Source organism: Pseudarthrobacter sp. NIBRBAC000502770 (genome assembly GCF_006517815.1).
GTDB lineage: Bacteria > Actinomycetota > Actinomycetes > Actinomycetales > Micrococcaceae > Arthrobacter > Arthrobacter niigatensis.
In genome coordinates, this window is record NZ_CP041198.1 from 3,988,416 (window position 1) to 4,005,991 (window position 17,576).

At 67.3% G+C, this 17,576-nt stretch carries 18 protein-coding genes; 11 read left to right on the top strand and 7 right to left on the bottom strand.

Features of this window, described 5'->3' with window-relative positions; all coding sequences use genetic code 11:
- Positions 1 to 91: 91 nt before the first annotated feature.
- Positions 92 to 664, top strand: coding sequence for a LysE/ArgO family amino acid transporter (locus NIBR502770_RS18975; protein ID WP_141161401.1), 573 nt, complete (start codon positions 92 to 94; stop codon positions 662 to 664).
- A gap of 34 nt (positions 665 to 698) precedes the next feature.
- Complete coding sequence (locus tag NIBR502770_RS18980; RefSeq protein WP_141182981.1) at positions 699 to 1,163, top strand: DUF4190 domain-containing protein; 465 nt, start codon at positions 699 to 701, stop codon at positions 1,161 to 1,163.
- Between the two features lie 92 nt (positions 1,164 to 1,255).
- On the opposite strand, the gene NIBR502770_RS18985 is transcribed toward NIBR502770_RS18980, so the two are convergent.
- Together NIBR502770_RS18985 and NIBR502770_RS18990 are read right to left on the bottom strand one after the other, a co-directional pair.
- The gene (locus tag NIBR502770_RS18985; protein ID WP_141182982.1) at positions 1,256 to 2,701 is read right to left on the bottom strand and encodes a cytosine permease; all 1,446 of its coding nucleotides are present in this window, start codon (positions 2,699 to 2,701) and stop codon (positions 1,256 to 1,258) included.
- A 138-nt stretch (positions 2,702 to 2,839) separates the two neighbouring features.
- Complete coding sequence (locus tag NIBR502770_RS18990) at positions 2,840 to 3,538, bottom strand: FadR/GntR family transcriptional regulator (RefSeq protein ID WP_141182983.1); 699 nt, start codon at positions 3,536 to 3,538, stop codon at positions 2,840 to 2,842.
- A gap of 131 nt (positions 3,539 to 3,669) precedes the next feature.
- Here NIBR502770_RS18990 and NIBR502770_RS18995 point away from each other — a divergent pair, with 131 nt between their 5' ends.
- The 3 genes from NIBR502770_RS18995 to NIBR502770_RS19005 are packed head-to-tail and all read left to right on the top strand — an operon-like array spanning position 3,670 to position 7,811.
- Entirely contained in the window at positions 3,670 to 5,040 is a 1,371-nt protein-coding gene (locus tag NIBR502770_RS18995; RefSeq protein ID WP_141182984.1) for an SLC13 family permease, read from the top strand.
- A gap of 46 nt (positions 5,041 to 5,086) precedes the next feature.
- The gene (locus tag NIBR502770_RS19000; protein ID WP_141182985.1) at positions 5,087 to 6,295 is read left to right on the top strand and encodes a CaiB/BaiF CoA-transferase family protein; all 1,209 of its coding nucleotides are present in this window, start codon (positions 5,087 to 5,089) and stop codon (positions 6,293 to 6,295) included.
- Positions 6,296 to 6,323: 28 nt separating this feature from the next.
- Positions 6,324 to 7,811 (top strand): carboxyl transferase domain-containing protein, encoded by a 1,488-nt coding sequence (locus tag NIBR502770_RS19005; protein ID WP_371416475.1) that lies wholly within the window; start codon positions 6,324 to 6,326, stop codon positions 7,809 to 7,811.
- Positions 7,812 to 7,887: 76 nt separating this feature from the next.
- Here NIBR502770_RS19005 and NIBR502770_RS19010 read toward each other — a convergent pair whose 3' ends face one another.
- The 3 genes from NIBR502770_RS19010 to NIBR502770_RS19025 form a co-directional block, all read right to left on the bottom strand.
- On the bottom strand, positions 7,888 to 8,361 hold the full coding sequence (locus NIBR502770_RS19010; RefSeq protein WP_141182987.1) for a lipopolysaccharide assembly LapA domain-containing protein: 474 nt from the start codon (positions 8,359 to 8,361) through the stop codon (positions 7,888 to 7,890).
- A 537-nt stretch (positions 8,362 to 8,898) separates the two neighbouring features.
- Complete coding sequence (locus NIBR502770_RS19020; RefSeq protein ID WP_141182988.1) at positions 8,899 to 9,123, bottom strand: hypothetical protein; 225 nt, start codon at positions 9,121 to 9,123, stop codon at positions 8,899 to 8,901.
- Between the two features lie 128 nt (positions 9,124 to 9,251).
- Positions 9,252 to 10,658 (bottom strand): amidase, encoded by a 1,407-nt coding sequence (locus tag NIBR502770_RS19025; RefSeq protein ID WP_141182989.1) that lies wholly within the window; start codon positions 10,656 to 10,658, stop codon positions 9,252 to 9,254.
- 206 nt (positions 10,659 to 10,864) lie between these two features.
- On the opposite strand from NIBR502770_RS19025, the gene NIBR502770_RS19030 reads away from it, so the two are divergent.
- The 3 genes from NIBR502770_RS19030 (at position 10,865) to NIBR502770_RS19040 (ending at position 12,482) form a co-directional block, all read left to right on the top strand.
- The gene (locus NIBR502770_RS19030; RefSeq protein WP_141182990.1) at positions 10,865 to 11,191 is read left to right on the top strand and encodes a rhodanese-like domain-containing protein; all 327 of its coding nucleotides are present in this window, start codon (positions 10,865 to 10,867) and stop codon (positions 11,189 to 11,191) included.
- On the top strand, positions 11,191 to 12,162 hold the full coding sequence (gene pheA, locus NIBR502770_RS19035) for a prephenate dehydratase (protein WP_210418887.1): 972 nt from the start codon (positions 11,191 to 11,193) through the stop codon (positions 12,160 to 12,162). The genes NIBR502770_RS19030 and pheA overlap by 1 nt, the downstream gene beginning before the upstream one ends.
- Before the next feature lie 95 nt (positions 12,163 to 12,257).
- Positions 12,258 to 12,482 (top strand): hypothetical protein, encoded by a 225-nt coding sequence (locus tag NIBR502770_RS19040; protein ID WP_141158605.1) that lies wholly within the window; start codon positions 12,258 to 12,260, stop codon positions 12,480 to 12,482.
- A gap of 50 nt (positions 12,483 to 12,532) precedes the next feature.
- Here the strand turns inward: NIBR502770_RS19040 and NIBR502770_RS19045 are convergent, their stop codons facing one another.
- Entirely contained in the window at positions 12,533 to 13,630 is a 1,098-nt protein-coding gene (locus NIBR502770_RS19045; RefSeq protein ID WP_141182991.1) for a diacylglycerol kinase family protein, read from the bottom strand.
- An 88-nt stretch (positions 13,631 to 13,718) separates the two neighbouring features.
- Between NIBR502770_RS19045 and serS the strand changes: the two genes are divergently transcribed.
- The 3 genes from serS (at position 13,719) to NIBR502770_RS19060 (ending at position 16,782) form a co-directional block, all read left to right on the top strand.
- Positions 13,719 to 14,999, top strand: coding sequence for a serine--tRNA ligase (gene serS, locus NIBR502770_RS19050; protein WP_141182992.1), 1,281 nt, complete (start codon positions 13,719 to 13,721; stop codon positions 14,997 to 14,999).
- Between the two features lie 192 nt (positions 15,000 to 15,191).
- Positions 15,192 to 16,079, top strand: coding sequence for an HAD family hydrolase (locus NIBR502770_RS19055; protein WP_141182993.1), 888 nt, complete (start codon positions 15,192 to 15,194; stop codon positions 16,077 to 16,079).
- Positions 16,080 to 16,197: 118 nt separating this feature from the next.
- Positions 16,198 to 16,782, top strand: coding sequence for a histidine phosphatase family protein (locus NIBR502770_RS19060; RefSeq protein WP_141182994.1), 585 nt, complete (start codon positions 16,198 to 16,200; stop codon positions 16,780 to 16,782).
- Between the two features lie 45 nt (positions 16,783 to 16,827).
- Here NIBR502770_RS19060 and NIBR502770_RS19065 read toward each other — a convergent pair whose 3' ends face one another.
- Positions 16,828 to 17,448 (bottom strand): hypothetical protein, encoded by a 621-nt coding sequence (locus NIBR502770_RS19065; protein WP_141182995.1) that lies wholly within the window; start codon positions 17,446 to 17,448, stop codon positions 16,828 to 16,830.
- Positions 17,449 to 17,576: the final 128 nt, after the last annotated feature.

Consider the following 17,576-nt stretch of genomic DNA (forward strand, 5'->3'; position numbering starts at 1 on the left):
AGATATTCTAAGGACAACCGACAATCTGTGATTTGTCTACAGTAGGTTGCGATCCTATGGTCATGGAATGTGGACCGCGGGAATAACTGGAATGCTGACCGGGCTGGCGCTGATCGTGGCGATCGGCGCCCAGAACGCCTTTGTGCTGCGCCAGGGCATCCGCCGGGAGCACATTGGCGCAGTGGTGCTCGTCTGCATGGCCGGTGACGCGCTGCTGATCGTGGGCGGAACAGCGGGGATCGGAGCGCTTGTCACCCATTTCCCCGGGGTGCTGGAAGTCCTGCGCTGGGCCGGAGCCGCCTATTTGCTGTGGTTCGCGGTGCGGTCCTTCCTGGCAGCGGCGAGGCCTTCCGCGCTGACGGAGCAGTCGCCCAGGTCCAGGAACTCGGTCATCGCCACCACGGCCGCCCTGACCTTCCTCAACCCACATGTCTACCTGGACACCGTGGTGCTGCTGGGCAGCCTCGCCAACCAGCAGGGCCCCGGGCTGCGCTGGACCTTTGCCGCCGGCGCCGTGGCCGGAAGCGTCCTGTGGTTCACGGCCCTCGGGTACGGGGCGCGGGCGCTGGCCCGGGTGCTCTCCAGCCCCCGGACCTGGCGGTGGATCGACGCCGCCATCGGCGTCCTGATGGTGGTCCTGGCCGTCCGGCTGGTCCTGCACTGAAGTAGGCTGTAACCAGATTCGCAGGGGAGAAACCATGAGCAACCAGCCATCCCAGGGGCCCGATTACCAGCGACCCGAAAACCAGTCCGGCGGCCCGCCGTGGTCCGGGTACCAGCCACCGGGCCAGTATGGGCAGGGAGCCGGTCACGGCCAGTCCCAGTATGGCCAGGCCCAGTACAACCAGCCGCAGTACAACCAGCCCCAGTACTTCGGCCAGGCGTCCTACTACGGCCAGCAGGTGGAACCCAAAACGCTGAGCATCGCCAGCATGGTCTGCGGCATCGCCTCGGTGATCATGGGCTGGCTGTTGCTGCCCCAGTTCGCCGCCATCATCACCGGCCATTTGGCCCTGCGCCGTGAACCCTCGGGCAAGGGGATGTCCATCACCGGCCTGGTGCTGGGTTACCTTTGCCTGCTGGGCTACGGAGCGCTCTGGCTGTTGTTCATTATTGGCGTGGCCGTCGCCGGCACTGCCGGGTCAAACACCGGCACGTTCTAACCGGCGGGTGCCGGCCGCCCCCGGCCCGGCGCAAACCGCGGTCCTGGCACCTAATGCCCGGGCCGCCGTCGTAAATTCCCCCTGCTGCCTGCCTACCCCTCTATTGCCACGGCCGCCGGCTCCCCAACCCTGCCCGCCGGGTAGATCGATTCCGCCGGGGCCCGGTTGGTGACCTTGGCCCACGGGTAGTAGATGGCGAGGGTGGCCACGATCCCCACGAGCCAGGAGATGTCCGCCCCGCCCAGCAGCTTGGTGACCGGGCCGGTATACAGGGCCTGCGCCAGGAACGGGACCTGGATGACGACGCCGATTCCATAGGAGACCAGGGCCGCGGCGTTCCAGCGGCCGTAGCGGCCGTCCGGGTTGTACAGGGCCGGGATGTCCAGCCGGTCGCGGGAGATCTTGTAGTAGTCCACGAGGTTGATCACGGACCATGGCGTGAACACCATCAGCAGCAGGAGCACAAAGTTCTTGAACATGTTCAGGAAGTCCTTGCTGGCGAACAGCGCGATGAGGACGCTGGCACCGATGACCGCCACGATGAACGCGATCCGAACGGTTTTGGAGACAGTGTCCCGGCGGTTGACCGCGGTGCTGATGGTCACGCCGCACATGAAGGCCCCATAGGCGTTCAGGCAGTTCACTGTCAGCTTGCCGGTGACGATCATCAGGTAGATGAAGACGGCGATCAGGCCGGCGCCGGCGAGGTCGCCCATGTACCCCACCTGGTTCTTCAGGAAATCCCCGCCCAGCTTGGCGGCCGACAGCCCTCCGGCCAGGGCGCCCAGGGTCATGGCCCACTGGGCGCCCCCCACCGAGCCGGCGAAGGTGTACCAGAACGTCTTGCGCTCGGAGGTGTGGGCCGGGAGGTAGCGGGAGTAGTCGGCGACGTACGGGCCGAACGTCAGCTGCCAGCCTGCGCCGAGGGCGACGGCGGTGAGGAACGTGGGCCACTCGAAGCCCTTGACCATCAGCACCTGGGTGACGTCGAACCTGGTGACGACGGCGACCGTCAGGTAGAGGAAGCCGGCGAGGCCCAGCACGGTGGCGATGCGGCCCAGCGCGTGGATGTACTTATAGCCCAGGATGGCCAGCAGGGCGGTGGCCGCACCGAAGATGAGGATTCCGACGGCGGGCGTCTCCACTCCCAGCATGAGGTTGATGGCCTGCCCCGAAAGGACGGTGCCGGTGGAGGCGAATCCGACGTACATCAGGATGACCAGTGCCAGCGGGATCACGGCCCCGTACACGCCGAACTGCGCCCGGCTGGAAATCATCTGGGGCAGCCCCAGCTTGGGGCCCTGGGCAGAGTGGAGGGCCATGACGGCGCCGCCCAGCACATTCCCCACCAACAGTCCCACGATGGCCCAGAAAGCATCCGCCCCGAAAACCACGGCCAGGGCGCCGTCCACGATGGCGGTGATCTGCGCGTTGGCGCCGAACCACAGGGTGAACTGGCCCCGCGGGTGGCCGTGGCGCTCACCCGGCGGGATCATGTCAATCGAACGTGCCTCTACGGCGGTACTGCCTCCGGCCATGGCCAAACTCCTCAGTGATGTAAACGTAGGGTCCATCACACCGGGTTTCAGGGCGCTGCAACACCGCTGTCCCACGCTGGCTGTCCGGGAAACCAGACAGCCCGGCGTGTCGCCGTGGGGCGGCCCGGCCCACGGCTGCTAGCGGAGCAGCTCCACGTCGGAGACGAGCTCGATGTGCGCCAGCATGGCGTCGGCCGCTGCCGCAGCGTCCTGCGCACGCACGGCATCCGCGATTTTCCGGTGTGATGCCAGTGACTGTTCCGGCCGGCCGGGCTGGCCCAGCGACTCCATCCTTGTTTCCAGGATCATCTCCGCGATGAAGGCCATCAGCTGTGCCAGGACCGAGGAGTGCGCCGCGCCGGTGATTGCCTGGTGGAAGAGTTCGTCACCGTGGGTGCCGCGGTCGCCGTCGCTGATTTCCTGTGCCATGACGTCCAGGGCGTTGTCGATCGCGGCGAGGTCCTGGTCCGTCCGGCGTTCCGCGGCAAGGGCGGCAAGCTTCACCTCCAGGGTGCTGCGGGCTTCCACGATTTCCGGCAGCCGGCTCTGGTGCTCACGCAGGCCCTTGACCACCGAGGCGACGCTGGGCCTCCGGGCCAGCACGGCTCCGGTGCCGTGCTGCACGTCAATGACGCCCAGAACCTCAAGGGCCACCAGTGCCTGGGCGAGAGTGGCGCGGGAGACGCCCAGCCGCTCGGCGAGGTCGCGCTCGGCCGGCAGCAGGTCGCCGGGCTTCAGCTGGGCGGACTCGATGTAGGCAAGGATCTGTTCCACCAGCTGCTCGTACAGCCGTGGCCGCGCAACGCGTTCCAGCCCCAGCCGTGCCGTCTTCTCCACAAAGCCCTCCCTTGGGTCTACCGGTCCAGAATACCGCCTTCATCTATTGACAGATAGACTCACTGTCTAAGAGGCTAGTCCAGTGAGCCAGTAACTCACGTCACATTCTTCCCCTCAATGGAGGACCAACGATGTCCGCTCCTGTCCTATCCATCATCATCCTCGCGGCGATGTTCCTGCTCGCCACCGTCCTGCCCCTCAACATGGGTGCGCTCGCCTTCGTCGGCGCCTTCCTGCTCGGCGCCGTGGTGCTGGGCATGTCCACCAATGAGATCCTGGCCAACTTCCCCGGCGGCCTCTTCCTCACCATCGTGGGCGTCACCTACCTCTTCGCCATCGCGCAGAACAACGGCACCATCGACCTCCTGGTCCGGGGAGCCGTCAAGCTCGTGGGCAGCCGCGTTGCCCTCATCCCCTGGGTCATGTTCGCCATCACCGCGGTGATCACGGCCGTGGGCGCCCTGTCTCCCGCCGCCGTCGCCATCATTGCCCCCATCGCCCTGAGCTTTGCCGGCAAGTACAAGATCAGCCCGCTCCTGATGGGCATGATGGTGATCCACGGCGCACAGGCCGGCGGCTTCTCGCCCATCGCCGTCTACGGCGTCACCGTCAACGGCATCCTGGCCAAGACCGACCTCGCGTTCAGCCCCACCGCCCTGTTCCTGTCCAGCTTCATCTTCAACCTGGTCATCGCGCTGGTCCTCTTCGTGGTCCTGGGCGGCAAGAACCTCCTGTCCTCCAAGGTGGGACACTTCGTGGAGCAGGCGGCCGAGGCGCGCATGGCAGTCAGCGTCGGCGCCAAGGCGGCCGGCGGCGACGTTCCTTTCAAGGGCTTCGGCTCGGGCATGTACGGCCCCCGCGACCCAGCAGGCGACGGCATTGCCGCCACCAAGGAACGTTCCGAACGGATCCCCCAGCTTGTCACCATTGCCGGACTGATCGTGCTGGCCGTGGTGGCCCTCGGCTTCAAGATGGATGTCGGCTTCGTGTCCATCACCATCGCCATCGTGCTGGCCCTGGTCTCCCCGGCCGCTCAGAAGGGCGCCATCAACAAGATCAGCTGGTCCACCGTGCTGCTCATTTGCGGCATGCTGACCTTCGTCGGCGTGCTTGAGGAGGCCGGCACCATCAAATTCGTCTCCAGCGGCGTCGCCGGAATGGGAATGCCGCTGCTGGCGGCCCTCATCATCTGCTTCATCGGCGCCGTGGTGTCCGCCTTCGCCTCCTCCACCGCGATCCTGGCAGCGCTCATCCCGCTCGCCGTCCCGTTCCTGTCCACCGGTGAAATCGGCGCCGTGGGCGTCATCTGCGCCCTGGCGGTCTCCGCCACGATCGTTGACGTCTCGCCGTTTTCCACCAACGGCGCACTGGTGCTGGCCAACGCCCCGGAGGGCGTGGACAAGGACCAGTACTACAAGCGGATCCTCGGCTACAGCGGAATCGTCATCGTGGCCGGACCCGTCCTGGCATGGCTGGCACTGGTGGTCCCCGGCTGGCTCTAACTGCCACCGCCCCCGTCCAGCCTGTTTTTAGAAAGGAAACCAGAACATGAGCACCGAGAACCGCCAAGGCCCCCTGGCCGGGCACACCGTCGTCGACCTCAGCCGGGCACTGGCCGGACCGCACGCCGGCATGATGCTGGCGGACCTCGGTGCCCGCGTCATCAAGGTGGAGAACCCCGGCACGGGGGACGACACCCGGGGCTGGGGCCCGCCCTTCGTCGGCCCGGAGGATGACCTGCAGTCCACCTACTTCATGTCCTGCAACCGCAACAAGGAATCCATCAGTTTGGACCTGAAGAGCGAAGACGGGCAGGCGGTGCTGCGCGGACTGCTGGAGCGGGCCGATGTGGTGATCGAGAACTTCCGGCCCGGCGTCATGGACCGGCTGGGCTTCTCAACGGCGGCGATGCATGAACTCAACCCGCGCCTGGTGATCCTGTCCATCACCGGCTTTGGCCACGACGGCCCCGAATCCCAGCGGAGCGGCTACGACCAGATCCTGCAGGGCGAAGCCGGACTCATGTCACTCACCGGCTCCGGACCGGATGATCCGCAGCGCGTGGGCGTTCCCATCGCCGACCTGCTCTCCGGCATGAACGGGGCGTTCGGCGTCCTGGCGGCACTGGTGGAGCGGAACCGGACCGGCCGGGGCCAGGTGGTGCGCACGTCGCTGCTCGCTTCCCTGATCGGAGTCCACGCCTTCCAGGGAACCCGGACCACCGTTGCCGGCGAAGTTCCGCAGGCCCAGGGAAACCACCACCCGTCCATCGCACCCTACGGCCTGTTCAACTGCAAGGACGGCAGCGTCCAGATCAGCGTCGGCAGTGAGAAACTGTGGCAGTCCTTCGCGGCAGCCTTCGGCCTGGACGCTGCCGCCCCCGGTTTCGCCAGCAACGCCGAAAGGGTGCGGAACCGCGGCGAGGTGATTGCCGCCGTCGAACGCGCCTTCTCCGGGTACGGGGCGGTGGAACTGCTGCAGAAGCTGAACGACGCCGGGATCCCGGCCGGCAAGGTCCGCTCACTGGATGAGGTGTACGCCTGGGAGCAGGTGGCGTCCCAGGGCCTGGTGGTGGAGGTGGACCATCCGCTGCTGGGAAAGGTGAGCCTGCCGGGGCCGCCGCTGCGGTTCTTCGCACCCGGCGACGCCGCGGAAACCACCCCGACCGGGCACGACGCACCGCCGCTGCTGAATGAGGACGGCGCCGCCATCCGGGAATGGCTGGGCATGGCCCCCGCGGCTCCGGCGGCGAAGTAGCGTGGCGACGGCAGAGAAGGTGCGGCACATGAACGCCACCGAGTTGCTCGAAGCCGTGGTGGACCCCGGTTCGTTCGTTTCCTGGGACGCGGAACCGGAGCAGCCCGGGCTGTCCGAAGAGTACGCCCGGGACCTGGCCAAGGCGCGGGAGCGCAGCGGCGCCGACGAATCAGTGATCACCGGCGCCGGGCTGATCCGCGGCCGGAGGGTCGCACTCATCGTCAGCGAATTTTCGTTCCTTGCCGGGTCGATCGGCCACGCGGCAGCGCAAAGGATTGTTGCCGCCGTCGAACGCGCCACTGCCGAAGGGCTCCCGCTGCTGGCCGGTCCGGCGTCAGGCGGCACGCGGATGCAGGAAGGGACGCTCGCGTTCCTGTCCATGGTGAAGATCACCGGCGCAGTCCGCGCGCACCGACAGGCCGGGCTTCCCTACCTGGTCTACCTGCGCCACCCCACCACCGGCGGCGTGATGGCGTCCTGGGGATCCCTGGGGCACATCAACGTGGCCGAACCCGGGGCCCTGCTGGGATTCCTTGGCCCACGCGTCTACCAGGCGCTGTATGGCGAAGCGTTCCCGGAGAACGTCCAGGTGGCGGAAAACCTCTTCAACAAGGGGTTGATCGACGGCGTGGTGGAACCCCGCGACCTCGCCGATCTGGTGGGCCGGGCGCTGGACATCCTCGCTCCCGCGGCCCCGCTGCCGCCGCGCCCCGCGGCTCCCGACACCCTGAACGTCCGGCCATCGTCCGTGGACGCCTGGACGTCCATCGGGCTCTCCCGGCGGCCGCGGCGGCCCGACCTGCGCCAGTTGCTGAAATTCGGCGCCGGCGATGCCCTTCCCTTGAACGGAACCGGGCAGGGCGAGAAGGACCCCGGGTTGTTGCTGGCTCTTGCACGCTTCGGCACCCAGTCCTGCATCGTGCTGGGGCACGCACGCCCGCTGCGGAAAGACGCCGCCGGCATGGGTCCCGGGTCATTGCGGGAAGCACGGCGGGGGATGAAGCTGGCGGAGGAACTGCGGCTTCCCCTGCTGACTGTCATCGATACCGCCGGTGCCGCCCTTTCGCAGGAAGCGGAGGAGGGCGGGCTTGCCGGCGAGATTGCGCGCTCGCTGCATGAACTGATCGGACTCGAGTCACCGTCGGTTTCCGTGCTGCTTGGCCAGGGGGCCGGGGGAGGGGCGCTGGCGCTGCTGCCTGCGGACAGGACCATCGCCGCGCAGCACAGCTGGCTGTCGCCGCTGCCGCCGGAGGGAGCCAGCGCCATCGTCCACCGGACCACCGAATTCGCGCCCGCCATGGCCCAGGCGCAGGGTGTGAACGTCGCGGCGCTGTACGCGAACGGGCTGGTGGACCACATCGTTGACGAGCGCGGTGATGCTTCCCTGGAGCCACGCGAATTCTGCGTCCGGATGGCACAGGCGATTGAGTATGAGCTGGCGACTGTGGCGGGAGTTCCCGTGCCGGAACTGGTGGCTGCCCGCGCCGGAAAGTTCGCGACGCTGGGCGCGCGCTAGGCGAGGCGGCGTAAGGCTGGGACGTCGGTACCCACCTCGACGGCGGCAGCCACGCGGGCGGCTCGGCGACCGGCCGCTACTTTCGTTGCCGGACCCGCGCCCTGTGGGCGTTGGAGCGGAGCTGGAGGATACGCGCGCCGCCCGCAACGGCCACCAGCACGCCGCCCGTCACGGCCGCGATGAACAGAGCCATGCCAAGCGGGACTGAGCCCTCGAAGCCCAGGAATTTCACCAAGGCCTGTTCCTGGTTCTGCAGGATGAAAACGATCAGCAGGATCAGGAGCGCCAAGGCAGCCACTACCGCTGCCCAGATGACTCCGGCGCGGGTGACCTTGCGCTCCGGGGTGGCGCCGCCCGGGGCGGTCGTGGCCGAGGTTCCTGCGGCCGAGGTTCCTGTGGCCGGCGTTCGGGGCTCCCGCGCTGGGTAGGACGGGGCGCCGCCGAGGGATGCGGCCCGGTCCCCTGACGGCTGGGCCGGGTTTGCTGGCGGCGTGGTGGCCTCGCGTTCCGGCAGGCGGTCCGGTCCTGGCGTGTACTGTCCTGCGCTCATGCCCGTTTCCTTTCGCAGAATAATAAGCATGCTTATTTTGCAACCATAGACGCCAGTGTTGCGTTAGCACAACGCGCGTAACGGGGTGTGCGGCCAAGAGTCGCGGACGGAGGAGGTGTCCCGGGGTGTTTTGTCGAAGGAGGGGCACCCGCCCGGGAACCCCTCCTTCGACTCCGGCCCGGGTCATGACAGCCCGGGCGTCAGACCCTCTCCTTGTTCCGCTCGGCGGAGGGGGTGCGCGGTGCAGGGGACCTTCGCCAGTTGGGGAACGCCCAGAAGGTGAAATCCGGTGCCTTGACCGGCTCCTTTGGAGTTTCCGCAGGTGTTTCGGGTTTTGTTTCGGCTTCGGGCCGGCGCGTCGTTTCCTTCCTGGCGCCCCATCCGAAGTCCTTGTTTGATGCGTAGCACATACAGGCCTCCTCATGGTGACTGCCCTTTAATCGTCCTCCTGATTGGCGCAGGAGTCGATACGCCGGCGAACTCCACATGGGTACCGCGGCATCGGTATGCAGCCCGCGTGGCAGGCCACGCGGGGAGTCAGCCGCCGTTAACGATGTCCTGTGCCTCCTGCGGGCGGTGGAACTCGCAGGGCCCTTGATGGCGGAGGGGGAGCAGGCAAGTCCGGCCCGTCGGCAGGTGGACCAGGGCGCACCGGCCGGCCATGGCGAGGTCCTCCCTGACGTTGGTGTTGCTCAGGTCTGGCCGGCCATCGGGGGCCGCCGCGTAAGTTTCGGCGCCGTTTGCGCTGGGTTCAGCATTCATGCGGGACAACTCCTCGTGGAGCTTGGTGGGTGGAGGAAACGTAATGGCGCTTTACCAGTTTGGGTAGCCCAGGTTACGGCTGGGTTAAGCCGCCGTTAGGTTAAGGTCAACAGCAAAAAGCCCTGCCCCTAGAAGCCCAGTTGGCGCGCGACCTGCAGCAGGAGGGCCTCAGAACCCGGAGGGCCCACCAGCTGGATTCCCATGGGCAGTCCGCTCCCGGGGGCACCGCCGGTCCAATACACCGGAACCGTGATGGCCGGCAGTCCGCACACATTGACCATCGAGGACCAGGGCGCGTATTCGCACTGCTTCCGGTAGTCGCCATCGGCGTCCCCGGGCCACTGCGCCGACGGCCAGCGGCCGCTGCCGTGCGCCGTGCCGGTGAACCAGCCCACCGGCCGGGGCGTCTGCGCCAGCGCGGGCATCAACATCAGGTCCCACTGCCGGTACTGGGCCTCCGTGTCGTGCTGGAACTGCCGCAGGAACGCCAGCGCCTCGGCAAGTTTGGCAGGGCTGCGCTGCTGCGCGCGCCGGCGGAAGGTCCGGGTCAGGGGCGCGAGCTGCGCTTCCCTGGATGGGCTGATCCGGGCGGCGCCCACTCCGGCGGTCCAGGCTGTGGTGAAGGCATCCGGGTACCGGTTGTCATAGCGGACGCCGGCGTCGCCAAGGGTATGGCCGGCATGTTCCAGGAGGGCTTCGCCGGCCTGGAGCGCGTCCAGGGCCTCCCGATCCGGCGTGAACGGAAAGGTGCCGGACCAGGGACTGTCAAGCGTGATGCCGATCCTCAGCCGCGGCGGCTCCTGCCGGACTGCCTCGAGGTACTGGTTCCCTGGGGCCAGGACGTCCATCATCAGCGCTGCATCCTCTGCGCTCCGGGCAATGGGTCCCGGCGTCACCAGCCGGGCAGGGTCGCCGGCGCTTTCCCCGGCGGCCACCAGCCCCCGCCCGGGTTTGAGTCCCACCAGGCCACAGGCGGCAGCGGGTATGCGGACTGATCCGCCGCCGTCGGTCCCGGGGGCAAAAGGCAGCAACCCTGCCGCCACGGCGGCTGCACTGCCGCCGGAGGACCCTCCCGAACTTCTGCCCGGCGCGTGCGGGTTGCGCGACGGCGGCGCGATGCGGTTTTCGCTGTAGGCCGTCAGTCCGAATTCGGGCACCTGGGTCTTGCCCAGCGAAACCACGCCGGCATCCTTAAAAAGGGACACCAGGGGAGCGTCGGCAGGGGCGGGCTTGTGGTTCAGGGCGGCGCTGCCGTGCGTGGTCACCACACCGGCCACGTCCGCGAGGTCCTTGAACGCCAGCGGCATGCCGTGCAGCAGGGGCAGGTCATCGGCGGCGGAATGGGCGCTGCGGGTATCCGCCGCCCGCGCCTGCTCCAGGGCCTGGTCCGCCGGCACGGTGATGAAGGCGCCCAGCAGTGGGTTTTGCTGCCCGATCCGCTCCAGGAAGTGTGCGGTGGCTTCAGTGGCGGACACCAATCCGGTGCGCAGGAGGTCGCGGAGCGCCAGTGCCGAAAGTTCGTGGAGTTCAGGCACGGGGACCTGCCGGCCGGGGCCGGGCTTTCCGGCAGGCACAAGCCGGTAGCGCGGAGAGGGCGGTCAGCCGTTGGGACATGGAAACCTCCTGGGCCTTCACCAGCCTAACCCGCGCCTTTCCCCGGACCCGTTCCGGCTGCGTGGAGGCGGAAGGGCTAGGCTTAAACCTGACTTTGATCCGACAGAGCTGCCAAGACAGGACTCCGATGAGCGATTTCGATACCGTCCCCGTCCATGACGTCCCGGCCGACGCCGTGATCCTGGACGTCCGGGAGGACTACGAGTGGGTTGCCGGCCATGCCGAGGGCGCAGTCCACATCCCCATGGACCAGGTCCCGGCCCGGCTGGATGAACTCGACCCGGACGAGGACGTCTACGTCATTTGCCGCACCGGCGGCCGCTCCTTCCGCGTGGCCCAATGGCTCACAGGCCAGGGGTATACAGCCATTAACGTGTCCGGCGGCATGGACCAGTGGCTGGAATCCGGCAAGCCCCTGGTCTCGGACAACGGACTCAAGCCCCTGGTGCTTTAGTGCCCTGCACCTATACCTTCCTCGGTCCGGAGGGCACATTCACTGAGGCTGCCCTGCTGCAGGTCCCTGGCGCCGCCCAGGCGGTCCGGTTGCCGGCGTCGAACGTCAACGCTGCCCTTGACAAAGTCCGCGACGGCTCGGCAGACGCCGCCATGGTCCCCATCGAAAACTCGGTGGAGGGCGGCGTGACTGCCACGCTGGATGCCATTGCCACGGGCCCGGAACTGCGGATCATCCGCGAAGTCCTGGTTCCCATCAGCTTTGTCCTTGCTGCCCGGCCAGGCGTGCGGCTGGAGGATGTGCGGCGGGTGTCCACGCACGGCCATGCCTGGGCGCAGTGCCGGCTATGGATGGATCAGCATATACCTGGTGCGGAATACGTTCCCGGATCGTCAACAGCCGCTGCCGCGCTGGGGCTGCTGGACGCGGACTGCCGGTACGACGCGGCAATTTGCGCCCCGCTCGTGGCCAGGGAGCATGCGGGGCTGTCGGTCCTGGCGGAAGACATTGGGGACAACCCCGGCGCGGTGACACGCTTCATCCTGGTCAGCCGGCCGGCTCCACTGCCGGAACGGACCGGAGCGGACAAGACCACCGTTGTGGTCCCGCTGCCGGAGGACCGGCCGGGCGCCCTCATGGAGATCCTTGACCAGTTCGCCAGCCGCGGCGTCAACCTCAGCAGGATCGAATCGCGCCCTACCGGACAGTACCTGGGGCACTATTTCTTCAGCATCGACGCCGACGGCCATGCCCGCGAGGCCAGGGTGGCTGACGCACTGGCGGGGCTGCACCGCATCAGTCCCGGCACCCGCTTCCTGGGCTCCTACGCCAGGGCCGACAGGCACGCCACGCCGGTTCCCGCCCATACCTCCGATGCTGCTTTCGCGGCCGCCCGGACGTGGGTGGAATCCGTCCTCGCCGAGGAATCCGCCGCAGGTGAAAGCGGTTCCGGGGCTTCGCCCAAAGCGTAGGCAAATGCCCCCGGAAAATACTTCCGCGGACTGTGGACTGTGCGTATGCTTGCTTGATCCACACGGGGTATGGCCCCTGACGAAGGGAGCGGGTCATGACCAGCAGCACTGACAATGACGGCCAGGGGATGATCGTCAACCCCAAGCCGACGGGAGACAACCAGGACTGGGACGGGGACGACGCCGACCGTGCCGACCGCCTCCGCTTCGAAGAGGAGCAGGCGATGATCCGCGAGCAGTCCGAAGCCCACGCTGCTGCCAAACAAGCCCACGCGGACGCGAAAGCTGCTGCGGAGGCTGGGAAAAAGTCCGGGTCCTGACGGCGCCGACTACTGGGGCGGCGCGCCGCGTCGCGGCGCCGCCCCAGTAGTTACCGCACCGTGCGTGGACTGCCCTGCGCCGGGCCGCCGCTCTGTCCCTGCCCCCTGACCCTGACCAGGAGTGACCGGGGCTCCACCCCGACCGTAAGCTGAGTGGCTTCCCCCGCCGTGTCGCCGTCGAGCTGCGTGGGCATCGGCTCGGGGCACTTGATGACCACCTTGACTGACCGGTACACGGTCATGATGGGCAGCTTTCCACTGTGCTTGAACATGATTTTCACGTACATCAGCAGCCACCCCAGGGCGCTGCGGGGGCTCATCACCACGACGTCCAGCATGCCGTCGTCGATCATGGCCTGCGGGATGAAGTCAATGCCGCCGGGAACCAGGCCGCAATTGGCGAACAGCACGCTGCGGATGTTCCTGACCTGCTCCGGGCTGTCATCCAGGGCGATCGACACCTTTTTCCGCCGGCCCGGCAGGTGGCGCACCCCGGCCTCCGTGTAGGCCAGCCAGCCCACGGCTTTCTTCAGCCCGGCGTTGGTGTCGGCGAGGACTTCGGCATCCATGCCGATTCCGGCGATCACCAGGAAGACGTGCTCCGAATAGTGGCCCGTGCGGGAGTTCTCAATGGCCATCCGGGCAGTGTCAATGTACCGTTGCCGCCCAAAAAGCGCTGTCTGGACATTGCCGTGGAGATCGTTCACGTCCAGGTCCACATTCCGGGCCAAGAGATTTCCCGTGCCCAGCGGAATCAGGCCCATGGCTACATCGGTGTTCGCGAGGGCCTCAGCCACCACCCGGACGGTGCCGTCGCCGCCGCCCACCAGGACGACGTCGGGCTTTGCCGCCAAGGCGGCCTGCATCTGCGAAAAGCCGGGGTCCTCCGCCGTCGTCTCGAAAAAGACGGGCTCCTCCCACCCCGCCGCCAGGCATGCCCGGTGGATCATTCCCCTGGCTTCGTCCGCCCGCGCCTTGATGGGGTTCAGGACCACGGCCACCCGCTGCTGGGCCAGCCCTGAGTCGTAGGCTTCCCCGGCGACGGCGCTGCGCATATGCAGGGCCTTGAGGCGGCGCACCCCCCACCAGCTGGAGGTGGCGAAGGCAAGCGCCACGGCAATCAGCAGGTAGAGAATCCAGTCGCTCATGGTGGTTCAACAGTAGCCCGGCGCGCGGCGGCCCGCGGCACGGAGCTGCACGCCCGCCGTCGTGCAGTGAATTGGATACCCTTGTCTGGTGATCGACGTAAAAGACCTCAGCGAAAACCCGGACAAGTTCCGTGCCAGCCAGCGCGCCCGCGGCGCGGACGAATCAGTGGTGGACGCGATCATCTCCGCGGACTCCGCCCGCCGTGCCGCCCTGCTCCGCTTCGAGAACCTCCGGGCGGAGCAGAACGTGTTCGGCAAGAAGGTGGCAAAGGCCAAGGGCGACGAGAAGCAGTCCCTGCTGGCCGAGGTCAAGGAACTCGCCAATTCGGTAAAGGCCGCTTCCGCGGAGGCTGATGCCGCCCAGACTAAGCAGGAAGAACTGCTGCGCACCATCCCCAACCTGGTGGAGGATGGCGTTCCCGAAGGCGGCGAGGACGACTACGTGGTTGTCAAGACCGTGGGCACCCCGCGCGAATTCCCCGACTTCGAGCCCAGGGACCACCTGGAAATCGGCGAGTTGATCGGCGCGATCGACATGGAACGCGGCGCCAAGGTCTCCGGTGCGCGCTTCTACTTCCTGCGGGGCGTGGGGGCCCGGCTGGAGATGGCACTGCTGCAGATGGCCATGGACCAGGCCATTGAAGCCGGCTTCGTCCCTATGATCACCCCCACCCTGGTGCGTCCCGAGACCATGCAGGGCACCGGCTTCGACGTCAAGCACGACGCCGAGATCTACCGTCTCGCCGAAGACGACCTTTACCTCGTGGGCACCTCAGAGGTGGCCCTGGCCGGGTACCACGCCGACGAGATCCTGGACTTTTCCGCCGGTCCCATCCGTTACGCGGGACAGAGCTCCTGCTACCGCCGCGAAGCCGGATCACACGGCAAGGACACCCGCGGCATCATCCGCGTGCACCAGTTCAACAAAGTGGAGATGTTCATTTACACCACGGTTGAAGAAGCTGCCGCCGAGCACCAGCGCCTCCTGGCCTGGGAAGAGGAGATGCTGGCCAAGTGCGAACTGCCGTACCGGGTCATCGACACTGCCGCCGGCGACCTCGGTACCTCCGCGGCCCGCAAGTACGACTGCGAAGCCTGGGTCCCCACGCAAAACGCCTACCGCGAGCTGACCTCCACCTCCAACTGCACCACGTTCCAGGCCCGCCGCCTGAACATCCGGGAGCGGGTGGTGAATTCTGAGGGTGCTGCCAAGGGCACGCGCGCCGTGGCCACGCTGAACGGCACCTTGGCCACCACACGGTGGATCGTGGCCCTCCTCGAGCACCACCAGAACGCGGACGGCTCCGTGAACGTGCCGAAGGCCCTGCAGAAGTACCTGGGCGGCCTGGAGGTCCTCCCGGTCCTCTAGGGGAATCCTCCATCAGTGTGTTCGCGGATCGGCACTTTAATTGTTCCGATCCGCGAACAAGCCTGGGATTTGCCCGCGCGTGTCCATGTACGGCCTCCCGCAAATGTGGAAATCCGCCGTGTTAACCAACAGTTCAATAAACCTGTGGTCCGCGTCCTAGCGCGTGTCAGTTACGTCTGCTTCACTGTGTGAATGACAACGCTGACTGAAACCTCAGTCGCCGGCAACGATGACCGGCGAGACAACCTTCGAGACTACAACCGCAACAGCATCGGCTTCCCCGCGGTGGACCAGAAGTTCATGGTCGCCCTGGACGTGGACGGCACGCTGGTGAACCACGACGGCCACATGTCCGCTGGCGTACGGGAAGCTGCGCAGGCCGTGGTGGCCGCCGGGCACGAGGTTATGATCGCCACCGGCCGCTCCCTGAACGCCACACTTCCCATCATCGAAAAGATCGGCATCGAGCACGGGTACGCCGTGTGCTGCAACGGCGGGGTGACCCTCCGGCTGCACCCCGAACTGGAAAACGGCTACGAGGTGATCCACAAGGCCACGTTTGATCCGGGACCGGCCCTGCGTGCCCTCCGCAAACGTCTTCCGTCCGCCAAGTACGCGCTTGAGGACGCCGACGGAAGGTTCCTCTCCACCGAGCGGTTCCAGGATGCCAGCTTCGGCGTCGAGGCGGTGGGGGTTGACTTCCAGACCATGCTGGAGGCTACTGCCGTCCGCGTGGTGGTGTTCAGCACCGAGAACACGCCCGAAGAGTTCAACGAGGCCATCAACCACGTGGGTCTGGCGGGCGTGACCTATTCGGTGGGCTGGACCGCGTGGCTGGACATCGCCGCCGCGGGCGTCACCAAGGCCAGCGCCCTGGAAAGCCTCAGGCTCCGGCTTGGCTTTGAAGAGCACCTGACGGTTGCTGTGGGCGACGGCCGGAACGACATCGAAATGCTCACGTGGGCCGGCCGCGGCGTCGCCATGGGGCAGGCTCCGGCGGAAGTGGTCGCTGCGGCGGACGAAGTCACGCACTCAGTGCACGACGACGGCGCCGCCCATGTGCTGCGCAGCCTCCTCTAGGCAGGACCCGGCAGTTTGCTCTATCAGCTATGGCTCCTAAACACCCGTTTTAGGGGCCATTACTGATGGAGCAAGCAGGAATTCTGGGCACGCCGCCAGCCCAAGGCAGAATAGGGATATGACCCTTACGACGTTCGCCCTCGTCCGCCATGGCCAGACCGACTGGAACGCCGAGCGCCGGCTGCAGGGATCAACCGACATCCCCCTGAACGACGTCGGACGCGGCCAGGCGCGGGACGCCGTCGCCATCCTTGCACCGTATGAATGGGACGCCATCGTCTCCTCGCCGCTGAGCCGGGCCGCGGAGACCGCGGACCTGATCGCCGAAGGGCTCGGGCTGACGGTGGCTAGGCGGGTCCCGGAGCTCACCGAGCGCAGCTTCGGCCCGGCCGAGGGGATGCAGGCCGGCCCCGAGCTGGAGGCGCTGCGTATTCCCGGCGGATTCTCAGGCGCGGAGAGTGAAGACGAAGCCGCGGACCGCGGCCTCGCAGCCTTGGAAGCCCTGGCGGAGGATTACCGCGGCCAGCGGGTCCTGGTGGTCACCCACGGCACCCTGCTGCGGGTCAGCCTCAGCCGCGCCATCGGCCAGGCCCTGGGCAGTGTGGACAACGCCGCCCTCAACCTGGCGCACCACCACGCGGTCGACGGCTGGAAGCTGGAATACTTCAACGGCGAGCCGGTCCTGGCAGCAACGGGCAGCTAAGGGGGCCGGGAAGCCCCGGCAGTCATTACGACGGCGGGACGCGGCTCAAGTGGTCAACCCGCCGGCGGTCATGCCCGTTAGGACCAGCGCCAGCAAACGGGCAGCTGCGGGCCGGGCGGCATGTTCTTCGTTCCACTGCGCCCGCGCGACGGCTTTGCTGACCGCCTGGGTGGTGATCCCGAGTTCCTGCGCCACGGCCTTCTGCTGGCCGCGGACTCCCGGGGTCAGCAGGTCCAGCACCCGCCATTCCGCGCTGGACCGCTCCCGCACGATATGGCCGAGCAGCCGCAGGATCCCTTCGGCGTCATGGGCAACATCCGCCAGCGGACCCTCCACGGCAACCGGCACCCGCTCCTTGCTGCTGCGGAGCCGGTCCACCGCCCGGCGGGCATAGACCAGACCGTGGCCGGAGGCGTCCTTGATCTGGTTGGGCAATGGCTCGTTTACGGTCCCTGCGCCGATTCCCACGTACCAATACCCGCTCCGCAAGGCGATCAGCGCGGCCTCCACGGCCTGGTGCGGGCAGTCGACAATGCCCTGGACTTCGTCTTCCACTGACCGGTCGAAATCCAGGCGCGCGGGGATGTGCCGCAGCGCCTTGAGCAGCTGCGGCACCTGGTCGCCGTCGCGCCGGCTGTCCGTCTGGTTGATGGTGAGGGTGAACATTCTGGGTCCACACTACCCGGAAGTAGTAATTGCGAAACGGGAGGTTTCGCGCCCGTACCGCCTGCCGGGCCCCGGCCATGCGCACGGCTGGGGGCCCGCATCGGGTGGATGCGGGCCCCCAGCGGCGG